The 17,066-nt window shown below is 72.8% G+C and carries 8 protein-coding genes; all 8 read right to left on the bottom strand.

The window, feature by feature from the left end; translation table 11 throughout:
* Positions 1-90: 90 nt before the first annotated feature.
* Positions 91-1,584, bottom strand: coding sequence for a Shedu anti-phage system protein SduA domain-containing protein (locus tag EBM89_RS05255; RefSeq protein WP_147463457.1), 1,494 nt, complete (start codon positions 1,582-1,584; stop codon positions 91-93).
* Between the two features lie 1,041 nt (positions 1,585-2,625).
* Complete coding sequence (locus EBM89_RS05250; RefSeq protein WP_147463456.1) at positions 2,626-3,231, bottom strand: hypothetical protein; 606 nt, start codon at positions 3,229-3,231, stop codon at positions 2,626-2,628.
* Positions 3,228-3,962: a hypothetical protein gene (locus EBM89_RS05245; RefSeq protein WP_147463455.1), complete on the bottom strand. Its 735-nt coding sequence runs from the start codon at positions 3,960-3,962 to the stop codon at positions 3,228-3,230. The genes EBM89_RS05250 and EBM89_RS05245 overlap by 4 nt, the downstream gene beginning before the upstream one ends.
* A gap of 187 nt (positions 3,963-4,149) precedes the next feature.
* The gene (mobF, locus tag EBM89_RS05240; RefSeq protein ID WP_122148410.1) at positions 4,150-9,630 is read right to left on the bottom strand and encodes a MobF family relaxase; all 5,481 of its coding nucleotides are present in this window, start codon (positions 9,628-9,630) and stop codon (positions 4,150-4,152) included.
* Positions 9,630-10,046 carry a hypothetical protein gene (locus EBM89_RS05235; RefSeq protein ID WP_122148409.1) on the bottom strand — a complete coding sequence of 139 codons (417 nt, stop codon included), beginning with the start codon at positions 10,044-10,046 and terminating at the stop codon, positions 9,630-9,632. The genes mobF and EBM89_RS05235 overlap by 1 nt, the downstream gene beginning before the upstream one ends.
* An 832-nt stretch (positions 10,047-10,878) precedes the next feature.
* On the bottom strand, positions 10,879-12,408 hold the full coding sequence (locus tag EBM89_RS22010) for a glutaredoxin family protein (RefSeq protein ID WP_233571552.1): 1,530 nt from the start codon (positions 12,406-12,408) through the stop codon (positions 10,879-10,881).
* 165 nt (positions 12,409-12,573) lie between these two features.
* The gene (locus EBM89_RS05220) at positions 12,574-13,014 is read right to left on the bottom strand and encodes an HNH endonuclease (RefSeq protein ID WP_147463454.1); all 441 of its coding nucleotides are present in this window, start codon (positions 13,012-13,014) and stop codon (positions 12,574-12,576) included.
* Between the two features lie 179 nt (positions 13,015-13,193).
* On the bottom strand, positions 13,194-16,814 hold the full coding sequence (locus tag EBM89_RS05215) for a hypothetical protein (RefSeq protein ID WP_147463453.1): 3,621 nt from the start codon (positions 16,812-16,814) through the stop codon (positions 13,194-13,196).
* Positions 16,815-17,066: the final 252 nt, after the last annotated feature.

The following is a 17,066-nucleotide window of genomic DNA, read 5'->3' as shown; positions in this document are numbered from 1 at the left end:
GATGGTCAGCGTCCGCAACCCGCACGGCTGGACCGACAACATTCCCTGGCATGAGGTCCAGGCGTTCCACTCCGCCGTCCTGGCGGGGTCCTAGTCGGCCCCGGCGTCGCCACCGGCAGACGCGCGCTCGCCGTTGCGCGGTAGGCGCCTGGCGCGAGGACGCGCAGCCGGCGGCGCCTCGTCCACTTCCCCATCCTCGACGTCGACGTCAACCGGGTTGGAGAGCATCGCGTGGAGTCCGCGGAGCCGTTCCAGCACCTCGTCGAATCCGATCACGGTGACGCCTGCGAGCCCGGAGCGGTACCGCTTGAAGGATGCGAGGCGCTCGCCGGAGTCGAGGTCGCCGACCCGGCCCACGATGACGGCGCCGTGCACATCGTGAGGGTCGATGTCGTCGGGCAGGCCCGGTGTCCGGCGCTTGAGGTCGGGGAAGTCCTCGCGCATCGAAGCCACCTGCGCCTGGACCTGAGCCACCGCACCGCTGAGGTCCGGGCTCGGCGGGTACGCCTCGGATCCGGATCCACTGGCACCTCGATACGAGCTGGTGGAGGTGAGCGGGGTGGCGGGCGTCTTGATCTCGATGATGAACGTGCTGAGCGTGACCGGGTTGACGTAGGCGAAGTCCGTGATTCGCTGCCCGCGACCCTCGGCGTTGCTGCCCCTGACGTGCAGGTGCTCGCGGTACAGCTTCACCGGCGCCGAGAAGAGCTGCTGCAGCGCGAACGGGTACGCACGGAAGAAGTCCTGCCAGTAGTCCTCGGCGTTGCCCGCCGCGCTGCTCAGCCCTTCGTTGAAGCGTCGGATGATGACCTTGAGCGAGGCGAGCTCGACGTCCTGGCGCAACTGCCCGAACTGAACCGGGTCCTCCTGGGCCACGACCGGAGCGACTTGCGCCATGTGCGCCACCAGGGAGCCGCGATCGGCGCCGCCGAGCAGGTGGCCGGTGGCCACGACCTCGGTGATCGCGTTGATCAAGGGGTGACGCCTGAAGGCCGGCTCGACGCGCTCCAGGTCCAGCAGGTCGGCGAGGAGGTTGTGGCTCTCGGCCTCGTTGACCCGGCGCACCGCGGTGCTTCCACGCTGACGGTTGGTCTTCACCGCGGCGACCCATCGAGCGAAGCGGCCGACGCTGATCCGGAAGACCCCATCCGCCTCGCCCTCTTCGGCTCCAGCGACGATGCGCACGAGCGTGAAGGTCGTCAGCTTCTCGATCTTGCGGAAGAGCCCCTGGAATCCACGCTCGATCCCGATCCCGAAAGCGTACGTGGACTCGAAGCCCTTCGGTAGGCCGATCGCCTGCAGGTGCCCGTTGTCACCCTCACCCGTGTGGTTCTCGGGGTCCCACTGCGTTGCACCGATGTCGAGCTGGATCTCGGTCAGCTCGTCGAACTGCCTGCCGAGCCCTCCGGGCCATCCGCGCTGGACCATGGGGAAGATCCGCAGCAGCCTGGCGCTCGGTTCGTAACGGATGACCTCGACGGGCTCGGCGTCGCGCGTGCTCTCGAGCCAGGACAAGACCAGTTCGTTGCCGTCGTTCGTCTCGACGACCGATCCGGCGTCCTCTTGCAGGTCCTCGGCGTTCACGCCCACCCCCGGGGTCACGCACAGCACCAGCGCCGCGCACTGCGCCAGTGTGGCGCGCCATCTAGCACCATGTCGACGGGCGGCTCGCCGCGCCCCCGGTAGACCCGCGCCTCGCGTCGGCAGCGGTGGCCGCGACCACGCCCGGCAGCGGTGGCCGCGACCACGCCCGGCAGCGGTGGCCGCGACCACGCCCGGCAGCGGTGGCCGCGACCACGCCCGGCAGCGGTGGCCGCGACCACGCCCGGCAGCGGTGGCCGCGCGCGGTGCTTCGCACCTGCGCGCTCACGATCGGTTGCGATCGCGCTCCCCTGGGCGGCGCAGCGCGGTCGCGGGTCGCGAACCCCTCAGCTCCGCCTCCACGGTGCGCCTATGTCCGATCAGGCATGGGCCCTACCGCGCCTGGCCGTCCGACGCCCAGCCGCATATGCCTCGCCCACCGTGAGACCCGTAGCACCGCCAGGACGACCCCGCGACTACATGCCTGGCTCGACCGACAGATACCTGCTCAGCGGTCGACCGTGTACAGCGCACCTGTGGATGAGTATCGGATAAAACGGGATGGGCCTCTTGCACCCGAGGTTCGCAGTAGGAGTCACCCCCGTCACCGGATGCACCTCGACGCCGAGCACCGGCAGCCCGCAGCTCACCACCCGCCACGTCGCGACATCGGAGGCCCGCATCACTGACGTCTCGCAGGCGCGCAGGCGCGAAGCGCTGCGAGGGGCCACGGTGTCGGCCGGGTAGTCGCGGCGACAGGCGGACATCTGGGTCGACGCGCGACCCCACCCGGTGACCCACGACCACGGGCGATCAGCGCCGCGCCGCCCCGAGGACCTGGCGCTCGGGCGTTGAGTGGTCGCACTCAGTTGTGCCCGGAGCTGGAGCGACCTGCCCTACGGCTCGGTTGCCAGATCGGATCTGGCGGTTCGGCACCTCCGGAGAGAAGGTTCGAACCATGCCGAAGCCGTACCCACCGGAGTTCCGCGGCGCGGCGGTCGCTCTTGCGGGCAGGATGCTCACCACGGTCGACCGCCGTGATTTCTAGAGAATCGTCGGATCGCCGCCATCGACTCGGCGATTGGGGTGGACCCCCGAGGCGGCCAGGACGAGGTCGAACCACTTGATCGACTCGGCGATCGGCGATTCAAGCGGATGCCCGGCAACGCACACATCGTAGGCTTCTTCCGATATCGGGTCGCGCTTTCGGTCAGCGACGCTCATGTCCGAGCGCGGTAGCCATCGGTTGGCCGGGCTGATATAGAACGGGGGGCCGCCGCTGGGTCCAATGAAGTCTTGCTTTGGCCCGCCTTGGCCAGTCACGATGATGCGATGCGCATGCTGGTGGCGGAGCCATCGCAGTCCGACGACGGTCTGCCCGTCGCGTTCAGTAGCGCGCGCTGGGCGGTATCGGCCGTCGAGCAACGAGTTCAACACGTCGTCGAGCGCGACCGCCCACCACACTGCTTCAACAGCAGCAGACCAGTGATCAAACGCGATGGAGCCGGCGCTCGCCGCGCGACGGTGGGCCTCAACGAGTCCGCGTCTGCTCCACAACACGCCGCGAAGCGACTGGTCGTCGAGCTGCAGCGTCCAGCCGTCATCCCACGAGGGCGGATCATTCCGCCGAAGTTGACGAGACGCGCTCATCGGATCTGTTTCGGGTTCGTGACCTGCACTGCACGGTCCGCGTCGCCCGGACCTCTCGTCACTTTCCACATTCGCGGATTATCCTCGTCGTGCGGCGGGACAAGAATAAGATACCAGGGGTGATTCCCCTTGCCCTCTGCGCGGAATGCCCCCCGAAGCGCGCCGAGCGGCCATTTCCCGGACAACCCCTGCCTTCGCCACTCCCCTACGAGCGCACCGACGACTGCCATGGGGATATCGCGCGGTTCAAACACGCGGCGACGTTTGCCTGAAGGGCTGGTTAGGTAGAGCTCGCCAGCGCTTCGCTCGGGCGCAACATCAGCCCAGAGGTCTTCGAGCCCCGCCCCCTCCTCCGCCTCACTGTCCGAGATGGCTTCGTTCGCTCGGTGCATCGCGAGGTCTGTTACTTTCGCGTGCACTTGGCCCATCACCTCTTGAAGGCCGGAAAGAATGTCGATTTGTCGCGCGCTCGCGCTGTCAGCATCGCGCTTCTGACGGCGGAAGATGAGGTACGCGAGGAGTACCCCCACGAGCGAGACAAGAGCACCCACCCAACCGACGATCCGTATGTACGAGTCGTCGAACCACGCCCCTCCACCCTTCACCCAGAGGGCCGCCGTTCCGGCGATAGTCACGATAGCAATCGCCAAGCAGACAAGGACGTCGCCCAGAAGGCCTCGCGTGCGCGACGATCCCGTGCCGCCCTCGTCAGCTCGCTGCTGATCTGCCATGCGCGTGACCATAGCGGATCTCAAGCCCCAATTGTGTCCGTTCGCAATCGGAGCGCTTGTCAGAATTAAGAACACGGACGGAGTCGGCACGAGTCGGCTGGAGACGACGACGCTCGGGGCGATCGCGACCGGCCCACGGTCCTCTGCCGCGAACTCCAACGCGCTTCGCCGCTGCCTTGGGTAGCACTCAGAGCGGTGCGGGACCGCTGGCCCCGGCGTGCGGGTGCCTCGGGGGCAGGTTCGTCACGGTCGTGGCTACGTCGTCGGGTCGGTGGTCGGCGGCCTGCGAGTAGGCAACGAGGGCCTCGGTGTGGGCTCGGTCCCAGATCGCTTTCGCGGTGTCGGTCTCGATTCCGGCGCTTGTTAGGGCTGCGCGCAGTGCCTGTCCGGCGGCGTCCATGGTCTCGGGCTCGAGGGTCGCCACAGCTGTGGCCGCCGCGGTGCGTGCGGCCCACACGCGACCCTCCGCGGTGCTCAGGTCGTGTTCGCGCAGTCGTTCCTCGATGACGGAGGTGACGAGCGGTTGGGCGTTGGTGATCGCGGTGAGTACCGCGTCGGAGTCGGCTTGGGCGGCGAGGGCGGCGGGGTCCTTGTGGCCGTTCCACTGCGCGGACCGGGCGGTGGTCGCGTCTCGGGGGTCGAGGAGGTCCCATGTTCGGGCGGTCGCGGAGTGTCCGGCGGTGTCGTCGTCGAACCCGAGCACGACGGCGCCGGTGTGTCCTTCGCGTGCGGTGGCGAGGGTGGTGAGCTGGGCGGTGGTGAGGGCGGTTCCGCAGGGTGCGACGCCCACCAGGGTTCCGCGTCCGGCGGCGGTGACGGCCGCGGCGTCCAGGGCGCCCTCGACGATGACGGGTACTGCTCCGGCGGCCAGGGCGGCTCGCGCCCTGGGGGTGAGGCCGGCCAGGAGGGTGGACTTGTCGAACAGGGCGGTGGTGGGGGTGTTGAGGTACTTCGCGGTGCGCGGGTCTGTGTCGTGGGGGTTGGCGCGGGCGGTGAATCCTGCGATGCGTCCGGTCTGGTCGTGGATGGGGATCACGGCGCGGTCGCGGAACCGGTCGACCAGGGTGCCTTGGCGGGTGCGGGTCGCCAGGCCCGCGTCGAGCAGATCAGCGTCGGTGAACCCGTGTGCGCGCAGGTGGTTGTAGGTGCTGGTCCATCCGGGTGGGGCATGCGCCGGGGTGACCGCGGTGTCCAGGGCGCGGTTGGCGAGGTACGCGGGGACCCAGGACTTGGGGTCTTGTGCACAGGAGGTCCAGTAGTCCAGTGCGGCGGTGTTGACCGCGGCGAGCCGGAGCAGGTCGTCGACGTCGACCGCGAGGTCGACGTCGCGTGGGGTGGTGCTGGCTCGTCGGGCGGCGGCGGGAAGGGTGTAGGCCGGTTCCCACCAGGTCGGTTCGTCGACGTCGCCGTCGAGGAGGTCGGCATCGCTGGCGTCGGCCGGCTCGGCGCGGTCGTGCTCGGTCCACCACGGTGCGCGTTGGCGTGCCTCGGCGCGGGTCGGCGCGCTGACCTCCTCGGGTTCGGCCCAGTCGTGGTCGGGGTCGGCGTGCGGGTCCAGCGGTGGGTTCCATGGCGCGGGCGGGCGTGCGGGCTTCCGAGTGGTGAGCTGGTCGATCGCGGTGGCGACCAGGGCCCGGGCACGGGACTGGAACCCGGGCTCGGGTTCAGGGCCGAGGGGGTCGGGGGTCTCGATGGTGAAGGTGTCGCGGTAGGCGGCCACCTGCGTGGCCACGTCCTGCCAGGCGGCCGCGCCGTCTGGGTCGAGGGCGGCCTCCGGGCACGCCGGCAGCAGGTCCACCCAGCCGGGCGGGGTGCTGCAGATGACCTGTCGGGCAAGGTTCTTCTGCCGCGCGGCGATGAGGGCTTGAGCCTGGTGGGCGAGGTCCACCACGTCCGAGGGCCCGGCGCCGATGGGTGGCGTCAGTCCGGTGACCCACCCGGGCGGAGCTCCCCCGGCCAGGTGGGGGTTCACGATGGCGGCGTTCAGCGTCCAGTGAGCCAGCAGCGCCGCACCCCGCGCTCCCTGCTCGTCCGGAGCCGCCGTGGTCGTGTCGTCCGGCGTGTGCGGGCCGCCACCCGCGCCGTCGGCGATCTCGGTGTCGCCCTGTGGGCGCCCGGTGACTGGGCCGCTGGAGGCCAGGCTCTCGTCCAGGGCGAGGTCCAGGTTCAGGTCGTGCGCGGTGGGTGCCGTCGGGGCTGTGCTGTCGAGCGCGTGGTCCTGCGCGCCCGTCCCCGCTGGGTGGGTCCGCCGGGACGCCGGCGCGCCTGGTGCTGGGGCTGGGCCGAACAGGTCGAGTTCGCCTTGGGCGGGGTCGACGTCGCGGTGGTGGGGCAGGGCGAGCAGTCGGGTGGTGCGCTCGGGGTGCAGCGCGTGGGCGCGGGCGAAGGTGGCGACCAGCGCCTGCCATGGTCCCTCGTCGGCCCAGTAGGCGGCGGCGTGGTCAGTTCCGTGCAGGTCGGTGATGAGATCGCGCAGCTGTTCTTCGGCGGCCAGGTGCACCAGGTGCGCGTGCTCGGCGGCGAGCAGTGCTAGCGAGCTCGTGCGTTCGGTCTCGGCTGCGGCGGTCTCGTGGGCGGTGGTCTGCGCCCGTGTGGCGGTCAGCGCGCGAGCCAGGACGTCCGTCGCCGTGGGCTGGACGGGGACCATGTCCCCGTTCTCGTCGCGGGTGTAGGCGGGGGTGTGCTCGGCGCGCAGCTGGTCGGCGTCCGGCAGGCCGGTCCAGACATGGTTCGCGCCGCGGGCGCGGGTCATCGCGACGTAGATCAGCTCGCGGGTCATCCGCGCTCCGTACGGGATCACCAGGTGCGCCTCGTCCACAGTGATGCCCTGCGCCCGGTGCGCGGTCAGCGCGTAGCCCAGCTCCACGTCCTCGGCCAGGTAGGTCGCTGGCAACGTGACCCGCGCCGCGCGCGCGTCGGTGCCGGGCGTGCCGGTGCGTCGACAGATCGCTCGGCCGTCGTCGGTGATCTTCTCCACGCGCAGCAGCTGCCCGTTCTCGATGCGGGCCCCGGTGGAGTCGGTGATCTTCGCCTCGTTGCGGCGAGTCACCACCAGGTCACCGACCCCGGCGTCCGCGCCCGCACGTAGGGGTACCAGGCGGCTGGTGTCGACGGTCCCGGCTGCGCGGCGTTCCAGCGTGGCGCGGGTGTTCAGCTCGAACAGGTCGGCGTTCGTCGCCACCAGCAGGACCGCGTCCCGCCCGGCGGCCAGGGCGCTCTGGGTGGCGGCGTAGGCGCCTTCGGACACCTCGGAGTCGTGGCCCTCGTGCACCCACCCGGCGTCGTCGTACGAGCACGGGCCTGCCGCCTGGTGCGGCTGGGTGTGCGTGCAGGGCGCGACCACGGTGGTGTCGCCGGCGCGCAGTCGGGTGGACGCGGTTGCCTGCCAGCGGTCGGTGAATCGGAAGATCGAGGTCAGGCGCGCGGCCAGGCCGGTGCGGTCCAACCGGCCCAGGATCCCGCCGGCGCCGACCGCGTCGAGCTGGGCGGGGTCTCCGACCAGGACCATGCGTGCTCCGGCGGATTCGACCTCGGCCAGGACCGCTGCGAGGTCGGCGGTGGTGGCCATCGCGGCCTCGTCCACGATCACCAGGGACCCTGGGCGCACGGTAACCGAGGCGTCCTGCGCCAGGGCCGCGGCCAGCGCGCGTCCCGCGCGCGCGCGCGAGGCGACGTTGCGGGCCGCGTGGGCGCGGGTGCGGCAGCGGGCGATCCACCGTGTCCGGTCGGCCTTCGCTGCGGGGGTGGTCGCGGTCAGGAATCCGGCCACGGTCATCGCGTCGACGCCGTCCAGCTCGCCGCGCAGCACGGACGCGGCCCGAGCCGACGGCGCGAGCGCCAGCACCCGCCCTTCGCCGTGGGCGTCGGCCCACAGGTCCCGCAGTGCGCGCAACGAGGTGGTCTTGCCGGTGCCGGCGGCGCCGACCATCGCGGCGACCCGTGGTGGCGCGCAGGCCAGGTGCGCGACGGCCGCGACCTGGTCGGCGGCGAGCGTCCGCCCCTGCCCCGGCGTGTAGGCCGCCAGGGCTGCCCGTGCGTGGTCGGGGTCCAGCGCGCCGGTCGCCTGCCGCGGCAGCGCCGTGGTGGCGGCGTCGTGGACGGCCGCCTCGGCGTCTAGGACGACCCGGGAGGTGAACACCCGCGCCCCGGGATCGTCGAACACCGACGCCCCGCCGACCGCGACAAGGTTCGTGGCGTTCGGTGGGAGGCGGTAGCGCTGCGCGGTGAGCGGGACGCACATCTTCAGCGCCGCGCTGGCGACCACGTCGGTCAGCGCCGCGCGCTGGGCGGGGTCGGTGCGCAGCGACCGCGTCAGGCGGGCGGCGGCCGCGAACGCGCCCGCCGCGGTCCAGGTCGAGGAACCCGCGGCCAGCCGGGCGTGCACGATCGCCCCGAGGTGTCCGCTGACCTGCTCGACCACCCCGTCACCCGACCCCTCGGCGGCGCCCCGGACCTCGGCGAGGGCGGCGGCGTCGGCTGCCCCCGCCGCGGCGGCCGCGAGGTAGTCGGCGACCTCGTGACCCGGCACCTGGTCGGGGCTGACCTTCTCGCGGTCGGTGGAGGCCTGCGCGGCGAGCACCAAGCGCGCCAGCTCGACGACGACCTCGGGGTCGCTGCTGATGCGGGCGACGGCGACCTGCCGGACCGGGTGCCCGATGCACGCCGTGACCAGGCCGCGTGGGTCGGTGCCGAGTGTCGCGAGCTCGCGGCGCCACCGGGTGGTCAGGTCGGACAGCGAGTCCGGGATCGTCTTCTTCGGGGCGCGGGTCGCGGCCCAGGCCGCGAGCTTCAGCGAGTCCACCACCCGACGGGGCGGCGCCGCGCCGCCGTGCTCGGCGGACCATGCCTGGCAGAGCTCGTCCAGCCGCGCCGAGACGGCCTTGTCCCGGGAGCTGAACGCAGCCACCACGTCCGCCCCGATCCCGGCGACGTCGAGCACGACCGCCTTCGAGGTGGCGCGTGGCCGGGCACGTTCGGTGAACTGCAGCCCGAGGCGTTCGTGCAGCAGGTCCAGCAGGAGGTTCTCGTGGTGCTCGGAGACCGCGACCGCGCCGCGCAGCAGCGACTTGCCGTCCACGGTCCGCCACGCGCCGTCGCGGGCGCGCTGCACCCTGTTCGCCAGGGCGACGTGGGTGTGCAGGTGGGGGTCGCCGTCTCGGGACTCGAAGTGGTCGAACGCCGCGTACAGCATCCCGCGCGTGGCCTCGACCGCGACTCCGCCGCGCCCAGAGCGGGTGCGCAGGACCTGCGCACTGGCCCAGTCCACCGCGGCGTCGATCGCGGCGTGGTGGGCGTCCCAGATGGCTTGGCGGGTGTCAGCGTCGGCCACGGCCCACAGCACCGACACCGACTTCGGGATCGTGAACGTCAGGTCGAACGCCCCCACCGCTGTGCCCGACGCGGCCGCGTCGCCGGCAAGCCGGGGGCGCCCGAGCGCCTCGCCGGTGATCGGGTGGGCACCGTGCTCCAGCAGCGCGGTGGCCTGCCCGGGGTCGACGCGCGTCCCCGCGCTCAGGCCGACCGCGGACAGCCCGGCGCCTCCCCACCGTCCGGGCCACGTGCCGTCCTGGGTGAAGTACGCCACGGGGCCGCCGGCTGGCCCGTCGGGCGTCTGGCAGGTGTCCAGCAGGTAGGCCACCGACCGCATCACCGTGATGCTCATCGCCATCAGGCACCACCGTCCGCGACGCCGAGGTCGGGGATCAGCGCAGCGAGGTCGGCCTGCGCGAACCCCTCGGGGACGGTGCGGCGGTCCGCCGCGGTCAGGTAGGTCCCGAGGACCGCCTGCACCCCGGGGCGGGAGAACCCGGGCGCGCCGGTCGCCAGGAACAGGTACCGGGCCAGGCGGGCGAGGCGCCGCGCGTCGACCCGCACCCGGTCCAACTCGGTCTCCAGCGCCGCGGCGCGCGCGTCGGCTGCCTCGATGCGGTCTCGGACCGCCGTGATCTGCGCCGACGTGCGCGGCAACCGCGCGGACAGCGCCACTGCGAGGCGCTGGGCGTGCTCGCCGCGTGCTGCGGCCGCCTTGGCCGCGCGGCGCTCGACCGCCCGCGCGCGGGCCCCGCAGGAGCGGTCGCAGAACACCGCGTCGGCCCGCTTGCCGGGCGCGAATCTCGCACCACACGCCGGGTTCGCGCACGTGCGCGACCCGGCCGGTTCCGGGCCACCGGCACCGCTCGCGGGCCCGGCCAGGGCTCTGGCTGCGGCACGCGTCTGCCGGTAGCGGGCTGAGCGAGCCCGGTCTCGGCACGCCTGAGTGCAGTACCGAGCGTCGGGGCGCCGGTGCGAGGCCAGCACCTGCGTGCACACCGGGTTCGCGCACACCCGCCCCGCGCCCGAGGCCGGGGCCGGCCCGGCGTCGGGGTCACGGCTGCCAGTCACCACAGAGAGCCCTGCCCGGCATCCACCGCCGGGGCTCCCGCCGCTGCGGACGCGGACGCGTCGCCTCCCGTTCGCAGCGCGGCACGCACCGCCGCGGCGCGCCCTCGGGCACCCCTGGTGTCGCGCAGTGGACTACCTGGGGTGGAGCGACGCGCGACCCACTGCGCGCGGTTGTCGTCCGGGTCGCTCGGGGCCAGGTGCGCGGGCTTCTGGCACGACGACTCATCACAGGTGTGCGCCAGTACCTCCGGCAGGGCAGCGTCCGGGTGGGCGAGCGCGTAGGCGAACCGGTGGGCGATCACCACCAGCCCCGCGCGGACCCAGAACCGGCCATGCCCGCAGCTGGACAGCGCCCCGGTCCACCACCAGCAACCCGGGCTCCGGTGAACGAACCCGACGAACCGCGCCACGACGACCGGGTCGTCGACGGCGGGCCGCCACCGCTCCACACCCGCGGAGGGCTCGACTGCCGGCGCGCCGGTGGTCACCGCCGCCCCAACCGGGTCGTTCGGCGGCCACCGGTGATCGGTGGGGGTCATGCCGGGCCGCCCGGTCCACCGGCGGACGGTTTGGTGGCGTGCTGGGCGGTGAGCGCTTCCAGGCGGGTGGGGCGGTGCCCGGACCAGGTCCCCACCCCCGGAGCCACGACCACCGGGGCGGTCGTGTGCCCGGCGGTGACGCGGGCACGTTCGCCGTCGTCCAGGTCGCCGAGGTCGATCTTGTCGAACGGCACCCCGGCCTTGGTCAGCGTCCGCACGGTGGCCGCGCACTGCGGGCAGTGCGGCGCGGAGTACACCCGCACCCGCTCCGGCTCCGCCTCGGATTCAGGACCTCGGTCGGGCTCGAGCGCGTCCCGCGGGTAGGCGGCGGAGTACATGTCGTCCGCGACCTGCCTGGCCACGGCAGCCCGGGCGAGCACGTCGGGGTCGCGGGAGAGGTCAGGCAGCACGTAGCCGGCGTGCAGCAGGTCCGTGGCCTGCACGTACCCCTCCGGCCCCTGCCACGAGGTCGGCTCCGGGCCGCACATGTCCTCGGCCACCGCCCGGTACGCCAGCTCGCTGGCCGCGGGGTGCCAGGTGAACACCACCCGGGCCGGGCGGGAGAACATCTCGGCCACCAGGTCCTCGACGCGCACGCCGTGCCCGCCGTCACGCATGTCCGCGACCAGCTCCGCGACCTGCGGGCTCGGCGGCGCCAGCGCTGCGAGCGGGGGCGCGGTCAAGTCCACCAGCACCCCCGACCCGCCGGGGACCGCCTCCTCCCCCGGCCCGCGCTCGGGTCCAGTCTCAAGGTCGGGGCCGCGCTGCATCCGCGGGTCCGTGGAGTCCGGCGCGCCGGCCCACGGCGCTCGGGCGTGGTTGACCCCGGCGTGCTCCCAGGTGGAGATCTCGTCGTCGGTCATGACGTCCTCGACGGCCTTCGCGGCCGCGCCGGCGTCCCACGAGACCACCGGCACCGCGTGGACCGGAGCACCAGGGCCGGCCCCGCGGGCGCGCAGCAGCACCTCGTACCCGCGCACCGGGTACGAGGTGCCGGGCTCCGGCAGGGCGCCGTCGCGGGCCCGCTCCGCCAGACCAGCCACATCCGGGGCAGGCCCAGGGTTCGCCCCGGGTACGCCGTGTCGCTCCTCGAGTAGGTCACCGACCTGGTCGAGCACCGTTCGCGCCGCAGCGATGTCCTCGACGTCAGCGGAGGCCCACTCGTAGCGTGGCCCGTCCTCGTCGTTGACCAGGACCTCACCGAACTCGTGGCCCTGGACCTTCATGAGTTGCTGGGCGAGCAGGTCGTACGGGTCGGCGAGCACCGCGGCGAGGTCGCCCTCGGCGTCCGCGACCAGACGCGCGGCGAACGGCTCGGGCACGTACGGCTCATGGCCGGTCCCGGCGGCGGCGAGGTAGGCGGCGTCCTCGGCCTCCGCGTGCGCGATCAGCGCGGCCCGCGCCGCCGCCGCGCGCTGCAGCATCCCCTGGAGGCCGGTGGCGGTCACAGAGAACGCCAACGCGTCCGCGACGAGCTCGGCCAGGTCGCGCTGCCCGGCCCTCAGCTCGCGGCGCAGGTCGCGCACGCTCGGCGCACGCCGTCCGTGACCCTGGGTGCTCGCAGCCGTGGTCTTCGCTTCAGGATCCATCGTTGTTCGCCTCTCGTCCGTCGTGCTGGGTGCCCCGCAGGCCCGGGCGCCGCAGGTCGTGTGGGAAGGCCCCGACCCGCGGGCACGCGCCGGGGCGCAGGGTCATCGGGGCTGGTAGCGCTGCCCGGGACGTCGCGGTCTACCGGGCGGGAAGTACGCGCATCGCCGGCGGGTGATCACCGCGCGCAGCCACCAGCTCGGCCACGCGCCGCCCTTGGTCTGGTTGTGCGCCGTGCAGGCGGCCACGAGGTTGCGCATCGACGTCGCGCCACCGCGGGCCCAGGGGTAGAAGTGATCGGCCTGCTGCGCGGCGCTGGTGCAGCGTCGCCACGGCCGCCACCGCGCCGGGTACTCGCACCTGCCCCCGGCCAGCGCCCGGCCCGCGGCACGGGCGCCGGTGTCGAACCACCGCGCCGGATCACGGCGGCCCTTGCGGCCGCGGCGCCTGGCGCCAACAGCCGCCGCCAGCACGACGACGACCGCGAGCCACGCCAGCGCCGGAACGTTCGCAAGCCCGATCACGGCGGGCAGCGTCAACTGCACGAGGGACACCTCCAGCACCAGGTGGTTGACGTCGCACGGGGCAGGGCGCCTCGCACGGCGTGCTCGGCGCGGCTGCCCACGACGTCGGCAGGTCGTCAGGAGCGGCGGCGCCACGGCCCCGCGTCGGCCGGGCGTCGGGGCCGGCCCACCCACGCCAGGGCGGGCCGACCCCGTGTGCGTCAGGTCGCGGCCGCGTCCTGCGCTGCGTGCTTGCGACGCTCGGCCGCCCGCGCGACAGTCCCTCCGGCGGCGGCCAGGAGAACCGCGGCGGCGAGCATCCAGGCCAGGCGCTCCACCCCGGTGCGGGCCAGGGCGTCCCCACCACCGGCCCCCACCGACGCGGCGGTCGATCCGGCGCCGAAGTACACCGGGCCGACGGACTCCTCCGGCGCCCCGCACTCCCCCGTCACGGTGCGGGTCTCGGACCCGTCGTCGGTGGTGAGCGTCGCGGTCTCGACCATCGTCAGACCGCCGACGACCAGGTCACCGGCCTCCGGCACGGTGAACCGGTCCGTGGCGTAGGTGCCGGGCCCGGTGACCTCCTCGGCGACCGTCAGCTCGGTGAACACCGCATCGGGCGTGCAGACGTCCGGGTTGACGGTGATGTTCCCCGCCCCGGTGTTGATCGCTGCGTCGCCCCAGGTCACGTCGGCTGCGTCGACCTGGTAGACGGTGGACGTCAGCTCGACCTGCACGCCGTCGCCGATTGCTCCGACGAGGTGGATGTCGTCCCAGAGCTCGTCGCCGGCGCCGGCCAGGCCGTCGCCGTTGGTGTCCTCGTGACCCAGGGTCGTCGAGACCGAGATCACGTCGAACGTCTCGGCAGGCTCCCCGCACACGCCACGCGACAGCAAGGCGCCGCCCGCGTCGTGGGCGGACTCCACCCACCCGTACGTCCCCGCAAGACCCGCCGCGGTGGTGAAGGAGTCCGTGACGTACTCCTGCACGTCTTCGAGGAGCTCGATCACCTCGGAGACGAACACCGACTGCGTCGGGTTGCACACCAGCGGCTGCCCGTCGGGGGCGAAGTACAGTTCGGACACCGCCGTCGACCCGGGCGGGAACTGCTCACCCTCGCCAGCCACAATCCGGATGACGTCGTACGTCGAGTCCCTCGCGACCGGGATGCTCGTGGCGTTCCCGGTGTCGTCGGCCACGACCACCGCCTGCGTGACCAGTGCCGGGATGCCGGGCTCGGGCTCGACCGGGGGCGGCGGGGGGACGGTCTTGTCGAACATGCGCTCGCGCAGGTCGTCGAACGGGCTCGTGTAGGGCACGTGCCGGTCGTCACCGGGGTGGTCGTACACGAACACGTACCACGTGCCGTCCGGGTACAGCGGCTCGGGGATGTCCACCCGGTCGCAGTCACCCTTGGCGCCCCACCCGATCTCGTACGTGCCGTTGCGGATCAGGTCGGCGTAGTCGCAGGTCCAGATCAGCACCGCATCGTCCGGCACCTCGGTGGTGTCCGGCTCGCGGTCGATCGCGTACAGGCTCATCGTCGCGGCCTGCGCGTCCGGCGCCCACCCGCCCAGACCGTCGAACAGCCCGGCCGTCGGCGACAGCCGCGCGTTGGTCACGGTGTCGAACGCCAGGTCACCGCCGTCGACCGAGTACTCCCGCACGATCGAGGAGTGCTTGACCGCCCGTCGCACCGAGACGGTCTCGGACTCCTCGAAGAACCGCGACTCGAACGGCTCGAACCACAGCGGGTCACCCTCGACGACGGTCGTCCAGGTCCCGAACCCCACACCCGTCGTGCGGGTCTCACCCGCGGTGGACAGCGTGCCGGGCTCGGTGAACACCACCCGCTCGGTGCCGATCTCGTGTCCCGCGGGCGCGACCGACAGCGGGGCCGGCGCCATGGGCTGGTCGAACATCCCCCAGAACGTGTTGTCCGCCGGGATACCCACCGGCACCCCGCCCTGGGTCAGCCACACGTCCCCGGCATCGCGCAGCCACGCCGTGACGTGGTCGACCACGACGAACTCCGCCGGGGCGTCCCACGACTCCTGGTCGAAGAACCGCTCGGCGACCTGCGTGGAGATCTCCGGAGCCATCCGCACCACGAACGTCTCGTCCGGCGCCCACCAACCGTCCGTCGCGTCGTGGTACGCCTCGTCCAGCCAGAACCGGGTCCGCTCCGACAGCGCCGCGGTGTCCACGCTCAGACGCACCGAGTACGCACCCGACAGGCCCGTCGACGCGAACGCCGGAACCTCGTCCGTGCCCGTGGTGTACGTCCCGAACTGCGACGCCGTGAACCGGATCGCCTGCGACACCCCTGCCACCTCCAGGCCCTCTTCGGACACCGGGGTCGAGATCTCCGCGATCATCGGGACCTCCACCGGCACCCCCTCCGGCGCCAGCCACAGGTCACCCGCCTCGACAGGGGCGATCGTGAACGAGTCCACGACCGTCTGACCCTTCGACATCACCTGCGTGTGCGAGGCCACCGCAGACGACAGCCCCATCCGCAGCCGTGCGTACGACGTCTCCCCCGCGGTGAAGAACCCGTCCGTGTAGTCGCCCGTGATCAGCTCGGGCTGGGCCTGCGCCGACCGCGAGATCGACCACACCCACGTGTACACGCCCGAGTTCGGCGCCACGACCTGCGACCCCGCGACCACCGTCGACGGCTCGGACGCGCACGCCGACGCACGACCCGCCACCGGCGCACCCGCCGGGACCTGGTTCGACGCCGGCTGCTCCGAGGCGTACGGCCCGTACAGCACCCCGTCCGCGCACACCCGCGTCCCCGCGATCCACTGCTCACCAGCCTTCGCGGCGAAGGTCACCCGGTCCGGCACACCCTGCCCGGCATCCACGACCTCCTGCACGACCCGCGTCGTGACCACCGGCTGGAACGACCCCACCGCGCGAAACCGCACGCCCGCCGACTCCAGGATCTGCGGATCGTCCGGACCACGCCGGATGCTGTCCTGAATCCCGGCTCCCGCACGAAGAGCTTCGAGAGTTGCCTGCGTCATGGGATAGCGCGTGTTCGCGTGCACGTCGTGCACACCGGGGGTGGCAACCCACGGCAGGGTGATCGGCCCGTTCGTCGTCACCCCGCTGTAGACCGCAGACTCGCCCGGGTCGGCGATGCCATTGCCGTTCGTGTCCCACACCGCACCGGTGGTCAGCGTGCTGGTGAAGTCGATCCCGGGAATCCACTCGCCTCGGCGGTTCTGGATGCCGATGTTGGTGACGACGCCGGTGCGCTGGCCGACGCGGTAGGTCTGGACCTCGGTCGTCGCGGTGAGGTTGGCGTTCGCGGTCGCGAGGTCCCAGAGACGGTCTGCTTCCGCGGTCAGAGCCGGCCACGCGGCCGCGGCGAGCGCACCCTTGCGGGCCTCGGCGGACACTGCGGCCTTGTTGCCCTCCTCGTAGTGCATGTGGACCAGGTAGGAGCCGGCCGCGTTCGACAGACCCCGGTCTCCGACACCCAGGGAACCCGGGTCGTGCTGCAGACGCTGCAGCAGCCACGCCATCGCCGCCGAGTTCGCGTCCGAGACACTCTGCACCGACACCGACCCGGCCGGCACCGCCAGTCCGAAGTTGATGCACCACACCCATTCACCCGAGCCCGTCGGATCGTGCAGCGGACCCAGGAACGCCGCACCCGTCGACGTCACCCCCGTGATGCGCCACCCGTCCCCCGCGGCGGTGCCGCCGGCGATCGCCTGACCGGCCGACACCCGGCCACCGTCCCCGGCGACCGCGGGGCCGCCCGCACCGGCGAGCAGACCCAGACTCAGCGCCGTCGCCGTGGCGACCGAGGCGACCTTGCGCCGCACCGGGCCCGACCGCACCGGCGGACCCGAGCGACCCGACCGCACCCGGACGTCCGATCTCCGGCCCTTCCACCCCGGCCACCACGACCACGCACGAGACATGCCAACCTCCACCAGCTGCAGGACGAGCCGCCAACCAGCGGCTCACCCCACAACCCGTGGCGCACCCGCGCGCCCGCCCCAGGCGATATCGCCCAGACACGACGGATGCCCCCGACCCAAAGGGGTCGAGGGCATCGCTCGAAGAGGGCCCAG

The organism is Cellulomonas triticagri, from assembly GCF_003696205.1.
Classification (GTDB): Bacteria; Actinomycetota; Actinomycetes; order Actinomycetales; family Cellulomonadaceae; genus Cellulomonas; species Cellulomonas triticagri.
The sequence above is the reverse complement of the archived record's forward strand: the minus strand, read 5'-3'. Positions and strand labels throughout refer to the sequence as shown.

What these genes read in the sequence shown, in the direction of transcription:
- EBM89_RS05245 (WP_147463455.1), bottom strand. Translation starts at nt 3,962, where the DNA reads ATGGCAGATCAGCAGCGAGCTGACGAGGGCGGCACGGGATCGTCGCGC.
- mobF (WP_122148410.1), bottom strand. Translation starts at nt 9,630, where the DNA reads ATGGCGATGAGCATCACGGTGATGCGGTCGGTGGCCTACCTGCTGGAC.
- EBM89_RS05250 (WP_147463456.1), bottom strand. Translation starts at nt 3,231, where the DNA reads ATGAGCGCGTCTCGTCAACTTCGGCGGAATGATCCGCCCTCGTGGGAT.